Source organism: Arthrobacter oryzae (genome assembly GCF_003634095.1).
GTDB lineage: Bacteria > Actinomycetota > Actinomycetes > Actinomycetales > Micrococcaceae > Arthrobacter > Arthrobacter oryzae.
Genome location: NZ_RBIR01000012.1, coordinates 42,804 through 60,100, shown reverse-complemented (window position 1 = coordinate 60,100; position 17,297 = coordinate 42,804). Strand labels below are relative to the sequence as shown.

At 62.5% G+C, this 17,297-nt stretch carries 10 protein-coding genes and 2 pseudogenes; 5 read left to right on the top strand and 7 right to left on the bottom strand.

Annotated features, from left to right (window positions below):
- Positions 1-160: 160 nt before the first annotated feature.
- From C8D78_RS18515 to C8D78_RS18510, 3 genes are all read right to left on the bottom strand, one after another.
- A complete protein-coding gene (locus C8D78_RS18515) occupies positions 161-745 on the bottom strand; it encodes a PASTA domain-containing protein (RefSeq protein WP_244208493.1) in 585 nt (194 codons plus the stop codon).
- Positions 746-1,029: 284 nt separating this feature from the next.
- Positions 1,030-1,227, bottom strand: coding sequence for a hypothetical protein (locus C8D78_RS19605; RefSeq protein ID WP_147429661.1), 198 nt, complete (start codon positions 1,225-1,227; stop codon positions 1,030-1,032).
- Positions 1,228-1,336: 109 nt separating this feature from the next.
- Positions 1,337-2,230: a potassium channel family protein gene (locus tag C8D78_RS18510; protein WP_120955329.1), complete on the bottom strand. Its 894-nt coding sequence runs from the start codon at positions 2,228-2,230 to the stop codon at positions 1,337-1,339.
- Positions 2,231-3,227: 997 nt separating this feature from the next.
- Between C8D78_RS18510 and C8D78_RS18505 the strand changes: the two genes are divergently transcribed.
- Positions 3,228-4,304 carry a methyltransferase gene (locus C8D78_RS18505; protein ID WP_120955376.1) on the top strand — a complete coding sequence of 359 codons (1,077 nt, stop codon included), beginning with the start codon at positions 3,228-3,230 and terminating at the stop codon, positions 4,302-4,304.
- Here C8D78_RS18505 and C8D78_RS20160 read toward each other — a convergent pair.
- Positions 4,301-5,092, bottom strand: a complete 792-nt coding sequence (locus C8D78_RS20160) for a thiamine pyrophosphate-dependent enzyme (RefSeq protein WP_244208491.1) — start codon at positions 5,090-5,092, stop codon at positions 4,301-4,303. The two genes, C8D78_RS18505 and C8D78_RS20160, sit on opposite strands and share 4 nt — an antisense overlap.
- A gap of 425 nt (positions 5,093-5,517) precedes the next feature.
- On the opposite strand from C8D78_RS20160, the gene C8D78_RS18495 reads away from it, so the two are divergent.
- Positions 5,518-8,541, top strand: a complete 3,024-nt coding sequence (locus C8D78_RS18495) for a DUF4268 domain-containing protein (RefSeq protein ID WP_120955328.1) — start codon at positions 5,518-5,520, stop codon at positions 8,539-8,541.
- Between the two features lie 305 nt (positions 8,542-8,846).
- Here the strand turns inward: C8D78_RS18495 and C8D78_RS18490 are convergent, their stop codons facing one another.
- The 3 genes and pseudogenes from C8D78_RS18490 to C8D78_RS18480 form a co-directional block, all read right to left on the bottom strand.
- Positions 8,847-10,517 carry an alpha-amylase family glycosyl hydrolase gene (locus C8D78_RS18490; RefSeq protein ID WP_120955327.1) on the bottom strand — a complete coding sequence of 557 codons (1,671 nt, stop codon included), beginning with the start codon at positions 10,515-10,517 and terminating at the stop codon, positions 8,847-8,849.
- Positions 10,514-10,654 (bottom strand): annotated as a pseudogene (locus C8D78_RS18485) (carbohydrate ABC transporter permease); the annotation flags it as partial. The gene C8D78_RS18490 and the pseudogene C8D78_RS18485, both read right to left, overlap by 4 nt.
- 148 nt (positions 10,655-10,802) lie before the next feature.
- Positions 10,803-11,385: pseudogene (locus C8D78_RS18480) on the bottom strand (histidine phosphatase family protein).
- A 366-nt stretch (positions 11,386-11,751) separates the two neighbouring features.
- Between C8D78_RS18480 and C8D78_RS19600 the strand changes: the two are divergent.
- The 3 genes from C8D78_RS19600 to C8D78_RS18470 all read left to right on the top strand — a co-directional run bounded on the left by C8D78_RS19600 (position 11,752) and on the right by C8D78_RS18470 (position 17,218).
- Complete coding sequence (locus C8D78_RS19600; protein ID WP_147429659.1) at positions 11,752-12,570, top strand: hypothetical protein; 819 nt, start codon at positions 11,752-11,754, stop codon at positions 12,568-12,570.
- 267 nt (positions 12,571-12,837) lie between these two features.
- Positions 12,838-13,749 carry a reverse transcriptase family protein gene (locus C8D78_RS18475; RefSeq protein WP_120955326.1) on the top strand — a complete coding sequence of 304 codons (912 nt, stop codon included), beginning with the start codon at positions 12,838-12,840 and terminating at the stop codon, positions 13,747-13,749.
- 349 nt (positions 13,750-14,098) lie between these two features.
- Positions 14,099-17,218: a DEAD/DEAH box helicase gene (locus C8D78_RS18470; protein ID WP_425266720.1), complete on the top strand. Its 3,120-nt coding sequence runs from the start codon at positions 14,099-14,101 to the stop codon at positions 17,216-17,218.
- Positions 17,219-17,297: the final 79 nt, after the last annotated feature.

Below are 17,297 nucleotides of genomic sequence, written 5' to 3'. Positions count from 1 at the left end.
GCGTTGTTCGGCTGGAGCCAACCATCCTGTTGCTGCGTGGGCGGCGAGCAGGACCGTCCGGGGGCAGTTGCACGCGTTCGGTGCTGATCGCCACCCCGGTAACGCACGAGACGGCCGGATACCGCTGGCTCAAGGGCCAGCGACATCCCGTCAAGGAGTACTACGCGATTCCGCCATGGCCGTGGCAGGCGCCCCGGCGCGTCGTTCCGGGCCAGGCGTAGCCGTCCTTGCAAATGATCCCGCTGTAAACGGGCGGTGCGACTGCAGGCGGAGCCTCCACGACCGGCGGCGCCACCGGCTGTGCCTTTACTACAGGCGGTGCCACCGGCTTTGCCTTCACTACCGGCGGGGCCACAGGAGCCACGACCTTTGCCGCGACCTGGGTGGGTGTGGGAGAAGGTGTCGGCGTCGGCGTTTCATCCGTGAGGTGCTTGACCCCCAGCTCTACGGTGGAGCCCTCGGCGACCTTGGCGTGGGCGAGGGGATCCTCGCTGGCCACCTGCCAGTTTTTCTTGATGAGGATCGTCTTGCCCTCGTCCACATCCGTGGCGTGGGCTTTCAGCCCGATGTCTTTGAGCTGGTCAATGGCCTTGTCGAGGGTGAGGCCGACGACGTCGGGCACCTCGATGGTGTTCTCGGCTACAGCCGTTGCCTTGGCGGTTTCCGTTGGGGCTGACGCCTGTTTGCTGCCGCAGCCCGTCAGCATGAGACCGGCGAGCATTACTAGAGCTAGTGTTTTCTTCAAGATTCCCCCTGCTTGCAGCGAGGCCGCAACTGTCGGGAAGGGCATGGTTGCCTGATGCTTCCGATGGGCTCGCTGGGAATAAGCTACCAGTTTCCTGGGAATACGATGGCAATTTGAGGGTGTGTGTACCGCTCTAGCGGAGACCATTGCATCGGTCGTCTCGACGACCTTCCAAACCCGGTGCAGCCGGCCGCCACACTTCATATCGTCTAGGGGAGCGGAACCAGGATTTCCGCCAGGACGCCGGTGACGAACCGCAGGATTTCCTCGCCTGCCAGAAATCCTTAAGCCGAAGTAACCGTCAGGTTCGGCAGAGTGAATGCGTCGCTATCGAGTTCGCCGGGCGGTGGGCGGATCGCTATGTCCGCCAGGCCGAGGAAGCCCGCATCCAGCCTGGAGTGGCCTGCCGCCACGAGAAGGCCTGATCCGTTCCGCCGTCGGACCTCGTCCACAGCGGCTTCCTTGGTGATTGGGGCCGGCACGCCATAAAGCTTCCGCCGTTGCAACGATGGGGTTTCGAGCCTGACATCACGGTTGGACAGGGCATTGTGTGCGTTCAGGCCAGGAGGTTCGCAGCAGCGGCCACGCGCGCTAGTTCGTGTCGGGTTTCCCACCCCGGAGGTGCCGGTGGTGGAGCTCGTAGCTGTCGAACACATCGGAAGATGTGGCTCCGGAATGGCCGAATTTGCCTCGAAGGACCTCCGCGAGTCCGTCCAGCGCGGCGTGGAGCATCCGTCCAGCGAACTGCAGTTCAGGGCTCTTGCTGCGCTGGGCCTGGGATGCCAGCTCCTGGGCGTAAGCCACCGTGGCGGGCAAGGAGCCGCGCTGCTCAATTTCACGGAAGTAGTAGGTTTCATGGAACGCGAGCAGGTCGATGGTCACCGTAGCCATGCTTCCGGCAATTGCCTCCAACAGGCCGGCAGCGTGCCCGGAATCCATGGCCAATACACCTGCCGGACCTGCAGCCTCCTTGAACAGGTTCAGCTGGTGGGCGAGGGCCCGGCGGCGGTTCAGGGCCGGGAACGTCTGCAGGATCCAAGTGACCGTTGCTGTCAGCAACCCGAAACCGGCGACGGCTTGGAGGGCAACAACCAGCCTGAGCAGCGGATCCGCCGCCACGATATCGCCAAACCCCACCGTGGAAAGGGTGACCATAGAGATGTAGAGGGCTTCGGCAAAGTCGGCCCGAAGTGGAACCCCGGCTCCGTAAACAAAACCGTCCGTCAGATGAGGCAGGTATAGCAGAGCCCAGCCGATGGCCGCCAAGCCTGCCCAGGTACCAATGACAGCGGCCATTGCCAAGGGGGCTGCGATGAAGGAGCCCCGGCCCCGCAGTTTTCTCGATACAAGCCAGAATCCGCGCATGATCGCCCGGCCCAGAGGACCGGAACCGTGCGGATAAAGGAGGGTACGAAAGACGTCAACGAGCATCAGCAGAACCAGCCCGGCCCCCAAAACCGTCCAGAGCGTGTCCTCGAAGTCCATGCCTCATCTTAGAGGCGGCACCCCGGGCGCAGCCGGGGTGCGACCATCAAATTGCCAGGAGCCCGTGGGTGCGCCGGCAGTATGGGTCCCTCGCCCCTGGTGGACCGCAACGACGTCAAGGGGGAGCGTTGTGGACAGCGGATCACCACCGACTAAAGGTCTCTGCCGCGCTGGGCCAGAACCGCCGCCGTCGTCTGTCTGTCGGTGACGTTTGCCGTTGCGGTAGTGGCGATGCTTGCCAGCGGCTTCGGACTGGACCTGGGTTCCTGGTTCAAGGAGGGGCTTGCTGCTCGCGTTGGCGGTTCTGACGCTGCCCGTTTCGTTCGCGTATTTCGTCCATCGTGGGGCACTACCTTGGCCCACTAGACTCCGCTCTGCAGGGAATGGCCGGTGGGGTGAACGATTTCCTGGCATTCAAACAGGCACTTCCCGTAGCCCTGGACTTCCTCGCCGTGTCCGGCTGGCCCTGCAGCTCTCCTTCCCGCTCGTAATTCTCGCCGCAGTCATCGGCTTTGCCATGGCGAGGCGCCGCTCGGCGGACTTCGAGAAATACTTTGCCACCGTTGACCTGCTCCAAGACGAGCTTGAACAGGTCAATAGGCAGATCTCTGCAGGTCATTCCGTCGGCACGGAAATCCCTGCACGGAATGCCCCTGAGTACGCACCTGAGCGGTTGAACACCTAAAGCGTGTGGTCCCGCAGGGCGGCCGCGGCACCCCTGTATCCTGAGAATGTAGTTCAAGGGCCCCAGCGGCCATCGACCAAGCCCGGTGCGCAGCCGGATGAGGGGTCTGGAAGCTGGGCCGCAGCCTTGGACGTCGTCGAATCGCCACCGCAATCGTCAGTCTGCGATCGGCCCCCGAATGCTCGGAATGGATCCTCTATCAGCATTGACACACCAGCCCCCGTGGGAATCCCGACGCCGGTCCCGAATCCCGTGCGCGCAGCTGCGGGGGATGAGCCGGCTGTCGTGACCTGGGCCGAGGCCGGGATCAGCATGACCGCGCGATGGCGTTCGGCGAACGGCAGACCGGCGCCGACGCGCGTCGAAGTAGTCTCCGACTCCCTCACGGCCGATGAAGCGAACCGGATGGCGTCACAGGGGATCGCGATGCTCTGGCACGGTGACTTCCACAACGCACGGCAGATCCTCAACGCCCTGGACCGGCGGATAGGCGCCGGAAAGAAAGAAATCGCAGCAACTCCGGCCGACAAGTTCTATCGGCACCGCCAGTCCCGGTCCCACCGTGCACGGGTTCTCGGCCTGCTGCTGATTCCTCTTGATCCGGGCCCGGTGGTGCCGCTGCGCCGCGCACCGGACATCCGACAGGCCGCCGCTGAAGCGTACGGTGAGATCGGCGAATCTTCCATTGTGTCCCTGCATGAGCTTGTCGGGGCCATTGGCGCCCACGAGTGGCGACGTAATGGCGTCTACGTCGATGCCCTGCAGGGCCGCATCCACCCGCACTACGGCACGTTCTTCCCCACCCGCAGTGAGTATGTGGATCTCGTCGCCGCCGCTACGCTGCCCTCTGACACGCTGGCGTTCGACGTCGGAACCGGCACGGGTGTACTCGCTGCCGTCCTCGCGCGCCGTGGCGTCCACCGGGTGGTGGCGACGGACAATGAACCGCGTGCCATCGCCTGCGCCGCTGAGAATTTCCGGAACCTCGGTGTGCAGGACCGTGCTGAGGCCGTCCTGACCGACATGTTCCCGCCCGGGCGGGCACCCCTCATCGTTTGCAACCCGCCCTGGATTCCGGCCACGCCGCACTCCACTCTGGACAACGCCGTCTACGACCCCGGGAGCAGGATGCTGTTCCGCTTCCTGAACGGACTCTCCGACCATCTGGAGCCGGGCGGCGAGGGCTGGCTGGTCCTTTCCGACCTGGCCGAGCACCTTGGCCTGCGGACACGTGAGGATCTGCTGACCGCCATCACTGCGGCCGGGCTGAAGGTGGTGGAACGGCTCGACACCAAGCCAACGCATCCGAAGGCATCGGACCGCGACGATCCTCTGTTCGAGGCGCGCGCCGCCGAGGTCACGTCGCTGTGGCGGCTTGTTCGGCGTTAGCCCGCCACCGCAGCCTTCGCCGCCTGCGAGGCCGCCATCCATTCGCTCATCCACGGTGCCCGGACGCTCGACGTGATCCGGCAGTCGGCCACGAAGGTTCCCCTGGCGCCGGCGTCGATCCAGTCCCTGAGCGCCTCAAGGTCTGCGAGGGAGCGGATGATCGCCGACTCGGCACCGAGCGCGCGGGCGACGCCGCTGAAGTCTACTTCGGGAATCAGCATGGGCTTTTCAGTCAGGCCTTGGGAACCGTACTGGTGGATTTCGGCTCCGTAAGCGGCATCGTTGTAGATCACGACGACGGCGCTGTCCGCCGCCCCTATCAGCGATTCGAGGTCGGACAGGCCCATCAGGAAACCGCCGTCGCCGGAGGCCAGTACCAGGGTGCGGCCGTCCTCCACTGCGCGGGCGGCCCCGACGGCGCTGGCGAGCCCGAGCCCGATGGTCTGGTAGGCGGTCCCCACCATGACCAGGTCCTGGGGCCTGGGGATGTTCCAGTACATCCCGGCGCCGTATACAAAACCGTCCGTCAGACGGGGCAGGTATAGCAGAGCCCAGCCGATGGCCGCCAAGCCTGCCCAGGCACCAATGACAGCGGCCATCGCCAAGGGAGCTGCGATGAAGGAGCCCCGGCCCCGCAATTTTCTCGATACAAGCCAGAACCCGCGCATGATCGCCCGGCCCAGAGGACCGGAACCGTGCGGATAAAGGAGTGTACGAAAGACGTCAACGAGAATCAGCAGAACCAGTCCGGTCCCCAAAATCGTCCAGATCGTGTCCTCGAAGTGCACTCCTGGATCCTTCGCTGGCTGGATGCCGGTTGCTCGGGACCGGGTTTCTGTTCCCGATCCCGGACGTTCTCATTGAGCTCGTCAGACTTCTCCTGGAGGACAAGTTGCGCCTCCGCGAGGGTTTTCCGGAACTGCTCAGGGGATCAAGCTGAGGGTAGACGTTCTGGCCGACGGCGGCACCTCACCTAACTCGACCGGTGTCTCCAGCGCAATGACATCAACCACCGCCACAAGACCTCCCGCATCATCTCTTCACCCGGACACTCAGCAATACTTCCGAGGCCAAAGGTCGGCCATGACGCCACGACGGCAGTCGGGTGTGGGCAGATGGCCCCTGGGGTCCGCGGGGCCATGGCCGACGTCGGGGCTCACGAAGTCCTCTCCGTGTAGTCTCGTTCCATTAAGGTAATTCCAGGGAGGCACGTGTGGTTCGGGCGGAGAACGGGACACTCTCGGGTGTTCTTGAGGGAAAGAAGCAGTACCAGATTCCCCTCTACCAACGCGTGTACTCGTGGGGCAAGAAGCAACTCGACCAACTGTGGTCGGACGTTGTCGAGTTGGAGCGCACTCGTGGAGACGACCCGAAAGCTTCGCACTTCATCGGCTCCTTGGTACTGGCGAGCAGTCCTGATTTCGGCGCTATTGGCGTCAACAAATTCCTTGTCGTCGACGGCCAGCAGCGCCTGACCACGCTGACTCTCCTTTTAGCTGCGCTCCGCGATCACCTGCATGAGACCGGGGAGACTGAGCGGGCGAATGGCATCGACGCGCAGTACCTAATTAACCTTTTCGACCGCGGCAAGCCGCTTAAGGTCATGCCGACGCAGACAGATCGGCCCGCCTACATGGCGGTGCTCAATCGTGCTCCGCAGGCTGGCGGAGAGGATGCCGTCGGCAACGCGTACCGGTTCTTCCGCTCTAAGATCGCCGCAGCCGGCGATCCGGATAATCCGCACGACTTGGAGCTGCTCGAAGCCGCCGTGGTCCGCGGGCTCGCCCTCGTCGTCGTCACGGCGGAGCCGTCCGATAACGCACACCGCATTTTTGAGTCGCTGAATAACACTGGCCTCCGGCTGACGCAAAGTGACCTGCTCAAGAACTATTTGTTCATGCGGCTCGGCGACCGGGCAGAGATGGTCCATGAGAATATTTGGCTTCCGTTGGAGAGGAAGATCGACTCAGAGAATCTCGAGCTGTTGTTCTGGCTCGATCTCGCACAGCGCGACGAACGGGCGAAGCAGTCGGACACCTACGTCGGACAGCAACTTCGGCTCGAGAAACTAAAGAGCATCGATGACTTAGAAGCTGAGGTGATCCGTATCGCCAAGCTGGGTGACGTACTCGCGACGATCCTCAAGCCTGCGGAGGAGAATCACGCCGAGATTCGCCGTCGCCTCACCAGGATCAGAGCCTGGGGCTCGACGACCGCATATCCGGTGGTGATGCAGATCCTCGCCCGACGTGCTGCCGGCGCCGCGGCTGACGATGAAGTTGTGCGCGCGCTGACGTACCTGGAGTCGTACTTCGTGCGGCGCATCGTGATCGGCCGCGCCACCGCAAATCTGAACCGAACGCTGCTCCAGGCTGTAGGTGCGATCAGCGATGCGGCCCGCATCGACGTCGCGCTGCGTGAGTACCTGTCCCGCGGGCGCAAGCATTTTGCGACCGACCTCCAGGTTCGCGAAGCCGCCAACACGATCGCGTTCTACTGGCAGGGCCGCGGAGCGCAAAAAAAGCTCATCCTGCAGTGGCTCGAAGAGGCGTACCGCCCGAAGGAGATCATCGACCTGGACCCCAGGCATCTGACGATCGAACATGTCTTGCCCCAGACGATGACTGATTCTGTGCGCAAGAGGTTCGCAGCGGGCTTTGGCGCCGATGCGGACATCGATTACGAACACGAACGGGTCGTGCATACGCTCGGCAACCTCACTCTGAGTGGATACAACAGCGAGCTCAGCAACAAGCCGTTCGAAGAGAAGCGCCAGATGCTGGCCAAGAGCGGGGTATCGATGAACCAGGCCATCGCTGCGCACGCCACATGGGGCGTCGACGAGATCAACACCCGTAGCGCTGAATTAGCTGAGAAGATCATTGAGCTGTGGCCGGGCCCCGACGAGAGCATCATCGCAGTCGGCGACGAGCCGTCAGCGCTTCGCAGCCAAATTGCTGTGATCGTCGCCGAGGTCCCTGCCGGGCGCTGGACTTCGTACGGCGACGTCGCGATCGTGGCCGGCACCTGGGCGCAGCCGCTTGCTGGGATGATAGCGAACTACCCAATGGCCAACGCTTGGCGAGTCTTGCAGAGCGGTGGGACGATCTCAGCTGGGTTCCGTTGGACCGAGCCCGGCCGCAAAGATGATCCCCGCGTTGTGCTGGAGGCGGAGGGGCTCCGGTTCGACACGGACGGCCACGCGGATCCCGAGCAGTTCATTGGTGCTGAAGAACTCGCAGAAGCGGCTGGCCTCGATGTCGACGTGGACGCGGTTGCCGCACGCCGCAGGAAGATGAAGGCTCCAGCCCCGGCCGTGACCGGGGTATCGGTGAGGGACGCCCAGTTTGCATTCTTCGAGCGGGTACAGAGCCATGGCCTAGTGAACGCGACCAACATCGATACGTGGCGCAAGCCCTACCCGCAAAATTGGTACGAAGTCCGCATCGGGGATCCCCGTGGGCAGATCCTGTTGCTCGTCAACTCGCAGACAAAACTCGTTGCCACGCAATTCTGGATCGGCGACGACAAGGACCTCTACGCCAAGTTGCTGGCCCGGCGCGACGCCATCGAAACCGACCTCGGTTTCGTCCTCGAGTGGGACGACAGGCCCGACCGCAAGGCATCAAAGCTCACCATCAGCCGTCCCGGCGACTTCCAGGACGAAACTCAGTCACAAGAACTAGTCGAGTGGCTCGTGGCTACAGGGGACACGTTCGTGGGCGTCTTGTCGAATTACCTGGGGTCGGCCCCCAAGTCTGCGCCGGTAAGCCCGGGCCTAACTGTGTGGGATGAAGAAACTATCCGTTCCTGGATGCAAGAGCACGACCCGGATAATGTCGACCGGCTGGATTTTTTCTTGACGACCGCACGTTCGTCAGGATTGACGTTCTCTGGGTCCAGGACGATGGACCCCGCGGGGAGCCTGCCGATCTTTCACCGCGGAAACACGCGCCTGGGAACCGTGTCCCTCTTCTACTTCAGTGCCCAAGGAACATCGGTGGAGTTCAACTTCGGGAGAATGTCGAAGTTGCCTAAGGATCAATTGCCCGACGCCGCAGTGCTGGATTCGTTTCTCCGTCAACTGGCAGATACCCCCGGACTCCAGGATGTCGCGGCGAACCTCCTCTCCAGCCGGTTTGCTAGCCGAAAGCCGAATGTACCGCTGTCGGACCTCTCGATGGATTCCCTCGAGAAGGCCGTCGACGCCCTGGTCACACTTACCGACACACAGTAAGGGCCTTGATGCACTGAATCCCGTTGCGAGGCGGCTCCGGGGTCACCGCGTCCGACGACGGCGTCTCGGGACGCGGGGACTCGTGGTGGCCCTCTGCGCGAGGGTACTGGCTGGAGCTCAATGGATGCGTCCGTGGCAGGCGGTGCGTAACGCTTCTGCTTGCGAGTAAGCGCAGAGGTTATTCCGTGGCGGAACGTAGTCCCGTTGCGCTATTACTCGTGGTCGTTCTCACCCCTGAAAGCAGCTACAAGTGATAACGCAACGGGGGTGTGTCTGGAACGCGGGCGGTGCCGAACGGACTGGGCTCAGGCTCGCAACACCCACGCGGCGTTGTTCGGCTGCAGCCAGCCGTCTTCGGCCGGCGGCGCGGCGCTAAGAAGGACGGACCCGGCCGGCAATCGCACCGACTCGGAGCCCATTGCGACGGCGACGAAGAACTCTGGGCTGCGTTCGCAGATCAGCAGATTCCCGGCCTCGACCCGCCAGGTGCCGCCGTCGTTCCGGCCGAAGACCTCGTCGTTCCACAGGAGCCGCCGCATCTCCAGCGCCTTGGTCACCAACGCCAGCGAGGAGTCCGGGTCTTGCTGCTGACGCTCGATCGCGTTCGCACCCCAGCCAGCCGGCTGCGGGAGCCACGGATCGGCCGGCGGCCCGGTGAGCGAAAAGCCAAAATTCTGCGCGGCATCCTCGGTCCAGGGCAGCGGCACGCGGGCGCCGTCGCGGCAGACGCCGCCGCGGGCCCACATCGGATCCATCCGGGACTCCAGCGGGACGTCGACCTCGGGCAGGCCGAGTTCCTGGCCCTGATACAGATACGCCGGACCCGGCAGCCCCAGCATCGCCACGAGGGCCGCCCGGGCCCGGAGTGAACCCAGCTCGCCGCCGCCGAACCGGGTGACGGTCCGGACGATGTCGTGGTTTTCCAGCGCCCAGGTGGGGGAGGCTCCGTGCAGCTGCCGGGCGGCTTCGAGTTCGTTCCCGACGGCGGCCCACGCCTCCGGATCCCAGCCGAGCTTCACGAACGCGAACGCGAAGGCCTGCTGCATCTCATCGGCCCGGGTGTACCGGGCAGCGCGCGCCGGCTCGAGATTCACCTCGCCCACCAGGAGCCGGTGCGGCTCGTACTTCTCGGCCAGGGCGCGCCAGCGGCGGTAGACCTCGTGGACGTCCTCCTGGTCCGAGACCTGCGGATTGGACCGCAGCCCGTCCACCACCCCGCCCGTGGAGGGCGAGTCCGGCAGCCCGTCGGCCTTGAACAGCGCGTGCGCGACGTCGATGCGCAGCCCGTCCACGCCCTTGTCGAACCAGAACCGCAGCACGCCGTCGAAGTATTCGCCGACGGCGGGATTGCGCCAGTTCCAGTCCGGCTGCCCGGCCGAGAACAGGTGCAGGTACCAGTCCGTGTCCGTCGCCGAGCCGGGATTGGCGCGGCTCCACGCCCGGCCGCCGAAGACGCTCTGCCAGTTGTTCGGCGGAACGTCGCTGGCGCCAGACGCTGAACCGCCACCGCCGTCGTCGGACATGTCCAATGGACCAGGCACAAAGTGGAACATTTCCCGTTCCGGCGAGCCCGGGCCTGCCGCGAGGGCCGCCTGGAACAGCGGGTGCTCCGAGGAGCAGTGGTTGGGGACGACGTCGAGCAGGATCCGCAGGCCCAGCGCGTGCGCCAGTTCCAGCAAAGTATCGAACTGTTCCATGGTGCCGAACAGCGGGTCCATGCCGCAGTAGTCGGTGACGTCGTACCCCTGGTCCACCTGCGGGGAGGGCTGGAACGGGGTCATCCAGATGCCGTCGACGCCGAGCGCGGCGATGTACGGCAGCCGGGCGATCAGCCCGGCGAGGTCGCCCACGCCGTCGCCGTCGCCGTCGGCGAAGGAACGCGGGTAGACCTCATAGATGACGGCAGACTGCCACCACTCCGGCGCGGGCGCCAGCGCGGTTTCCTCCACAGGGCCCACCGGCGAGACAGGGCTCATTTGCTCGCGCCCGCGGTGAGGCCTTCGACGATCCGCCGCTGGAAGATCAGCACCATAATGACCAACGGTACGGTGACGATCACGCCGGCGGCCATCTGCTCGCCGAACGGCGCCTGGAATTCGGTGGCGCCGGTGAATCCCTCCCAAAATTGAAGCGGCATCAAACCTAGTACGGTTCACATTCCCTCGCGGCTGCATAACCAACCTGCCTGGGCAGTACATCTAGCCGGGAGGCGTTGAGGGTCGGCGTGCGCCGGGCGGCCCTGTTAATTTAGGCGGCGGCCCTTAGGCCACGGCGTCGGCGGTCAGCCGCTCGCCGTTGAGGTATTCGAGCTCCCAGCCGTCCACCGGATGGCGATGGACGAGGTTCAGCACGGCGTTGTCGATGCTCTGGATGGTGCGGCCAAGTGCGCGGCTCAGGCTCAGCCGGATGAGCGTGCCGTGCGCGATGACCAGGGCGCTGCGGTCGCTGAATTCCTCGGCCAGGGCTTCCAGCGCGCCCAGTCCGCGGTCCGCGGCGTCGTCTTCGCTTTCGGCGCCGCGGAACCGCCGGGGATGCGCAGGGCATCCAGCTCGGGACCGTCCTGCAAACCCTCGGCCGGGCCGAAGGAGCGCTCGGTGAGCTCCGGAACAAGCCGGGCCACGCTGAGCCCGAGCCCGGCCGCGATCAGCTCGGCGGTCTCCGCCGCAAGGCTCAGGGCGAGGAGACGACGAAGGCCCACTCGTAGCCGGCCAGGGCGGCGGCGGCGTCCTGCGCCTGGCCGCGGCCGACGTCGTTCAGCGGAATGTCGGTGGAACCCTGCAGCCGGCGCTGCGCGTTCCAGTTGGTCTGGCCATGGCGGATGAGCGCAAAAGTTGTCAGGGGCATTGTTCCATTGTGCCGTTGGTGGAGCCCGGGCCCGGAATCGTGTGCTTCACAGCGACGGCTGGTGGCCTATCGGTGCCCGCAATCCTCGCGATCAAGTCATCCTCAGCCGGCCGAGATCTTCAACGCTGAAGACGGTTGCCGCCGTAATGCCTATTGGTTACTTACAATGACCCGAATGTGTGCATCGCAACGTTGCCCCAGCAGCCGAAACCTGAAAGTCTCGACTTTTAGATTTGATCTCTGCAAGCCTTGCTGTCTTTTCGATCGATTTAAGAGCGAGGTGGTAGTAGATTATGAATCTGTTTAGAAGTGTCGGGACACGGCAAGTTGGCAGCGGGCAGCGCTTAGGTCTCTTGAGGAGTTGAAATGGCAGTCACGTTAAATTTGCCCCAAGTATATTCATTCGCAGATGAGTCAGAATACAAAATCCCCTGGAAAGAAGGGAAGGGCGACCGACGTATCAGGTACATCTATGCAGTGGGCGCGGTCGTGGTAGAGGGCGATGAATCACTCTCAGGTCTGCTCGAGAAGTTGAGTGATTTGCGGCAAGAGGCTATCCATGACCCTTCGATTAGAAACCATGAGGAGAGTGCCAGGTTGAAGTCGAGTGGATGGCATCTAACTGAAGATCAGATCTCGACGGCAGTTCCTCTATGGCAATTTATGGGGAGTTCAACCGGCTTTAAGTACCATTATCGTTTTGTCGAATCATTACAAAAGATAGATGGCGCCAAGCTTAGTCGAGTCTATGCTGTCTTGCATGCCACGATCGTGCGAGACCTAGTCCGGCGGTATCGATACAACCCGGCAATCGAATTTGCCTTCGAAGAATTTACAGACCTGAATTCCAAATTTAAGCGATTGGTAGAATTCTGTGCACAGCCCGTTGAGGAGTTGGAGGGGAAAATGCCCAGGACAAAAGTCGTTCGTAAGGGCGAATCGGATCTGTCGTCGGTGGCGGACTACATGATTCTTGGGATCTCTAGACTAATAGGTCAGAATGAGATCGAGTGTGAGAAATCAGTCGGCTGCGACGGACACTGTCGGACAAGTCTATTTGAGTGGTCCGGGCGTACTCTGGGCCATCTGGATTCCACCAACCTTCACTTCCGGAATTTTGAAAGTATACGCGACAGCATGTCTTCTTTATACAGAACAAGGCTCCACACTGGAGTACTGTCGTGAATGCGGTTCTTGAGACCCGTTGCAGCTGAGAAAGTTCATGTGTGTGGACACTGTCCGATTCTTAGGTTAGTATCGGGCTTTGCGGCTCCCCGCGACGTAGATAAGTTGTCGATTCGGCACATTGTTCACTTTATTGTGTAGTCGCTACCGACCGGGGGGCCGCGCTTGACGTAACGGCATGGATTGGCGCTGACTTTGGTTCACGAAAAACTTCGATGGAACGACCTGAAGTGGAAGCTTCAAGTTGGGGGACGTTCCGCCCGTGGCATGTTGCCGGCCTCGGCCTCGCTGTCGGAATGGGATAATTGGGCGGGTGAAAATTCTCGACCTGTACGCTTCCGTGGCCGTGATGGCTGGCGCTCCGTAGGCCCCTTAGATTCTCTTCTAAAGCGAATGGCGGGCACCCTTCAATCGGAATATTCGGCCCCGGACTCCGTTTTCGGTTTCGTGCCTGGTCGGTCAACTTTTTCTGCAGCGCAGGTTCACATCGGCGCTGAGTCGGCGTTGACTGTTGACTTGAAGGACTTCTTTGGGCAGATAACAGAGCAGCGCGTGAGGGCGGGGTTGGGCCATGTGCTCGACGCTGAGGCGATGGATGTTTTTTTGGGGTGCTGCCTTCGCTCGTCTACTTTGCCGCTCGGATTCCGAACTAGTCCAGTGATTTCTAATTTGGTTTTCGCAGAAACAGACTACAAAATTGAAGAGCTGTGCGCTCGTCTCTCAGTAAAATATACCCGTTGGGTCGATGACCTTGTCTTTTCTGGCCCTTCCGTAGATGACGCCTTTCTCGCTGAAGTTCTTGATATTTTAACATCGTTCGGCTGGGTATGTAATGAAAAAAAGACTAGATTCATGTCCACGCGACGCTTCGTTCTTGGACTTAATATTGCTAAGGGACTGGATCGGCCCCATGTTCCCCGAGGAATAAAACGAGAACTGCGCAAGCAGGTTTATTATTTACGAAAGTTTGGTGTAGCTCATTTTTCCAACGATCGCGCGTGGCCGCTCCCAAGGATCTTGGGCATGATCGCTTATGTCAAGTCAGTAGACCCAAATCTTGCACTGCGCTTGGAGCAGCAGTTAGTTCAACTGCCCAAAGATCCGTTGTTGGCGGCCTATTCCAGCGCCGTTGGTGGCGGAAAATGGCAATTGGCTATGCTCAGTGATATTGGGATGTGATCCAATGCCACCCGTGCTAGGTTCCGGGTGGGGGCGAAGTACATTTGCACGACTGTTCCGAACCGCTGGCGGCAGGGAATCGGTGGATGCGTCACTAAGTTCAAGACCGCCATTATCCGAACCGCGAGGTCGGGACCGTTGGGCGGGGCCGGTGCGCGCTTCGATGCCGACGGATGTGATTCCAAAGCACTGCGAAAATACTCGGGAGATCGAGTGAGCGGTGAAACGAGGACCGCCTTCGCCATCACTTCCAAAACGGTCGCGGCAAGCGATGGGTCGTTGCATTTCAAACTACAGCAAATACCCTGGCACAGTGACTAATTTAATTGGGGGAGGGGCCGCGGAGCAACTGCCTGAGGGCTTGTATGAACTTCTCAACACGGGTGCGCTGGGCAATTTCCTCAGCAGCGGGTCAGAACTGCATCCGGTCTTCGCGGACATTGAAGACGAAGACTCCCCGGACATTCTCTCCCGCCACGTCGCAGACGCCGTCCGGCGGGCCCTGGCCGCAGCCAAGCCAACGGAACGTGTGGCCCTCGCGAACAAGCTCCTCCAGGAACTGAACACCGGAGACCTCATCGCACCCGGCCCCACCCAACTCCAGTCGCTTCATCGCGCGGACACCCTCAAACGCCGCAGCCTTCGCCGCCCGACCACCAAACTGAGCGACTCCGCCCTCCTGACCAACAGCAAGGATGATCCCAACCTCGCCGCGGAACTCAGGGCGGAGATCGAATCCGCCAACAGCGTGGACCTGCTCTGCGCCTTTGTCCGCTGGACCGGGCTGAGGCTCCTCGAACCCGCGCTGCAACAACTCAAGGAGCGCGGCGCCAGGCTCCGGGTTATCACCACAACCTACATGGGCGCCACGGAGCGCCGCGCCATCGACGAACTCGTCCACCGCTACGGCGCCAAGGTAAAGATCAACTACGAAACCCAAGCCACCCGCCTGCACGCCAAAGCCTGGCTCTTCCGCCGCAACTCCGGCTTCGACACCGCCTACGTAGGCAGCTCCAACCTCAGCCAGGCGGCCCTCCTGGACGGCCTCGAATGGAACGTCCGGCTCAGCTCTGTCGGCACGCCGGCACTTCTGAACAAGTTCGAGGTCACCTTCGACAGCTACTGGGAACAACGCGCCTTCCAGAGCTACGATCCGGAACGTGACGGCGAAAAGCTCGACGCCGCCCTGGAACGCAACGGCGGCCGGCGTACGGCTGTCCCTGGGGCAGCCACTGGTCTCGAGCTTCAGCCCTTCCTCCACCAGGAGGAGATGCTCGAAGACCTGGAAGCCGAACGGCTCAAGGGCTTCAGCCACAACCTTCTGGTCGCCGCGACCGGCACCGGTAAGACTGTCATTGCCGGCCTGGACTACAAGCGCCTCCGCGACGCAGCGGGCAACGACCTCAAGCTGCTCTTCGTCGCGCACCGCCAGGAAATCCTCAAGCAGGCCATGCGCACCTACAGAGACGTCATGCAGGACGGCGCCTTCGGCGAACTCTACGTCGGTGAGCACAAACCGCAGCAATGGAAGCACCTTTTCGCCTCGGTCCAGTCGCTCTCGTCTCTCGGAATCGACAAGCTGGAACCAGACTTCTTCGACGTCGTGGTCATCGATGAATTTCATCACGCCATGGCGCCCACCTACCGCCGGCTGCTGGACCACCTGAAGCCGCAGCAGCTCCTCGGGCTGACCGCGACGCCGGAACGCGGCGACGGCGTCGACGTCGCCCAGCAGTTCTTCGACGGCCGCACCGCCAGCGAGCTCCGGCTCTGGGACGCGTTGGACGCCGATCTGCTGGTGCCGTTCCACTACTTCGGCGTTTCGGACGACGTCGACCTCAGCCAGCTGGAATGGAAGCGCGGCAACTACGACACCGCGCAGCTGAACAACCTCTACACAGGCAATGATGCCCGCGCAGCGAAGGTGATCCGCGAACTCCGCGACAAGGTCACCAGCACTGAGCAGATGCGGGCCATCGGCTTCTGCGTCTCGGTCCAGCACGCCCACTACATGGCTGAGGTCTTCAACCGCGCCGGAATCGCCTCCGTCGCCGTCGACGGCAGCACCTACGACGCTGACCGAGCGGCGGCGCTGAAACGACTCGCCGCACGCGAGATCAACTGCATCTTCGCCGTCGACCTCTTCAACGAGGGCCTGGACCTGCCACAGGTGGACACCATCCTGATGCTCCGGCCCACACAGAGCGCCACGATCTTCCTCCAGCAGCTGGGACGCGGGCTGCGCCGCGCCGAGGGCAAGGCGGTGCTGACGGTCATGGACTTCATCGGCCAGCAGCACCGGGAGTTCCGCTTCGATCTGCGCTACCGCGCGCTCACCGGCTACGGGCGTAAGGAGTTGGAAAAGGCTGTCGAGGACGAGTTCCCGTACCTGCCGTCGGGCTCGCAGATTATGCTGGACCGGGTGGCGCAGAAAGTCGTGCTGGACAACATCAAGGCGCAGCTGCGGTTCAACCGCGCCCAGCTGGTCCGGGACATCGCCTCGTACGCCGAGACTGAACTTGAGAAGTACCTGGAGCGGTCCGGGAGTGACGTGAAGTCGATCTACCGTTCCACCAAGGATTCGTGGACCGGCTACCTCCGCCAGGCCGGGCTGATCGAAGGGTTCTCGCCGCTGGAGATGGTTCTCAGCGGAAGGATCCAGGAGCTCTCCGACGCCGACGAAAAAAAGCTCCTCGGCCGGATGGCAGCCCTGATCCATGTGGATGATCGGGAGCGCGCCGAGGCGTATTCGATGCTCGTTGGCGTCGACGCGCCCCGCTACGCGGAGCTCGGCATGCGGGAGCAGACCTTTGCCCGGATGCTGTTTTACACGTTGTGGGACGACGGCGGAGGTTTCCCGTCGTACGACGCCGGCCTGGACTATCTGCGCGGCTACCAGTTTGTCTGCAGCGAGATCCGCCAGCTCGTGAAGCTCGGCGTGGCAGCGTCCAAGCATGCCGCCAAGGGCCTGGGAGCGGGACTACAGCATATTCCGCTGCTGTCGCACGCGACCTACCGGCGCGAGGAGATCCTGGCGGCGCTGCAATACGGTTCGCTGGAGCTCGGCAAGAACGTGCAGCACCGCGAGGGCGTGGCCTGGTGCTCGGCGACGTCCACTGACGCTTTCTTCGTCACACTGAACAAAGACGACAAGAAACACTCGGCGACCACGATGTACAAGGACTACGCGATCAGCCCGGAGCTGTTCCACTGGGAATCACAGAACGCGACGTCACCCGGAAGCCCGACAGGCAAGCGGTACCTGAACCGGGATGCGCACGGTTCAAAGATCCTGATCTTCACCCGGGATACGTCAGCGGATGAGACCGGGCTGACCGTTCCATACACCTGTCTGGGTCAGGTGGACTACGTGCAGCACACGGGGGAGAAGCCGATCGCTATCACCTGGAAGCTGCAACGTCCGATGCCAGCGGACGTCTACGCGACGGCTGCCGCGGTGGCGCAATAGCTTGTCGGAGCGACGTTTCCCTACCGTAACGAGATAAGCGCGATGAGTGCCTCTACGTAACTCGCAGCCTGCCATCATT